1 protein-coding gene is annotated in these 297 nt (G+C 41.8%); it reads left to right on the top strand.

The window, feature by feature from the left end; all coding sequences use genetic code 11:
- The coding region (locus AAEZ00_RS20925) for an ABC transporter permease (RefSeq protein ID WP_351089797.1) at nt 1-297 on the top strand (297 nt) is incomplete at both ends.

Here is a 297-nt window from a genome sequence, read left to right as displayed (position 1 = left end):
AAAACCCAAACCGTGTAGTGGAGAACTTCCAAACCCTCACCACAATTAAAAATTTAACTTACAGTAACCACCGTTTAATGGCGACAGTGTTAAGTATTATGGTGGTGTTATTGTTATTAATTACAGCGTTGGGATTAACCGGTATGGTGATGTTTAATATTCAACGCCGCACCAAACAAATAGGCACTCGCCGCGCGCTGGGTGCACGTAAACGTGACATTATAGAATACTTTATGGTGGAAAATTACCTAATTTGTATTGTCGGTGGGGTCATCGGTGGCATGCTATCGTTGGTAC

Source organism: Shewanella sp. S1-49-MNA-CIBAN-0167 (assembly GCF_040310145.1).
Lineage (GTDB): Bacteria > Pseudomonadota > Gammaproteobacteria > Enterobacterales > Shewanellaceae > Shewanella > Shewanella psychromarinicola.
This window is presented reverse-complemented; position numbering and strand designations above follow the sequence as displayed.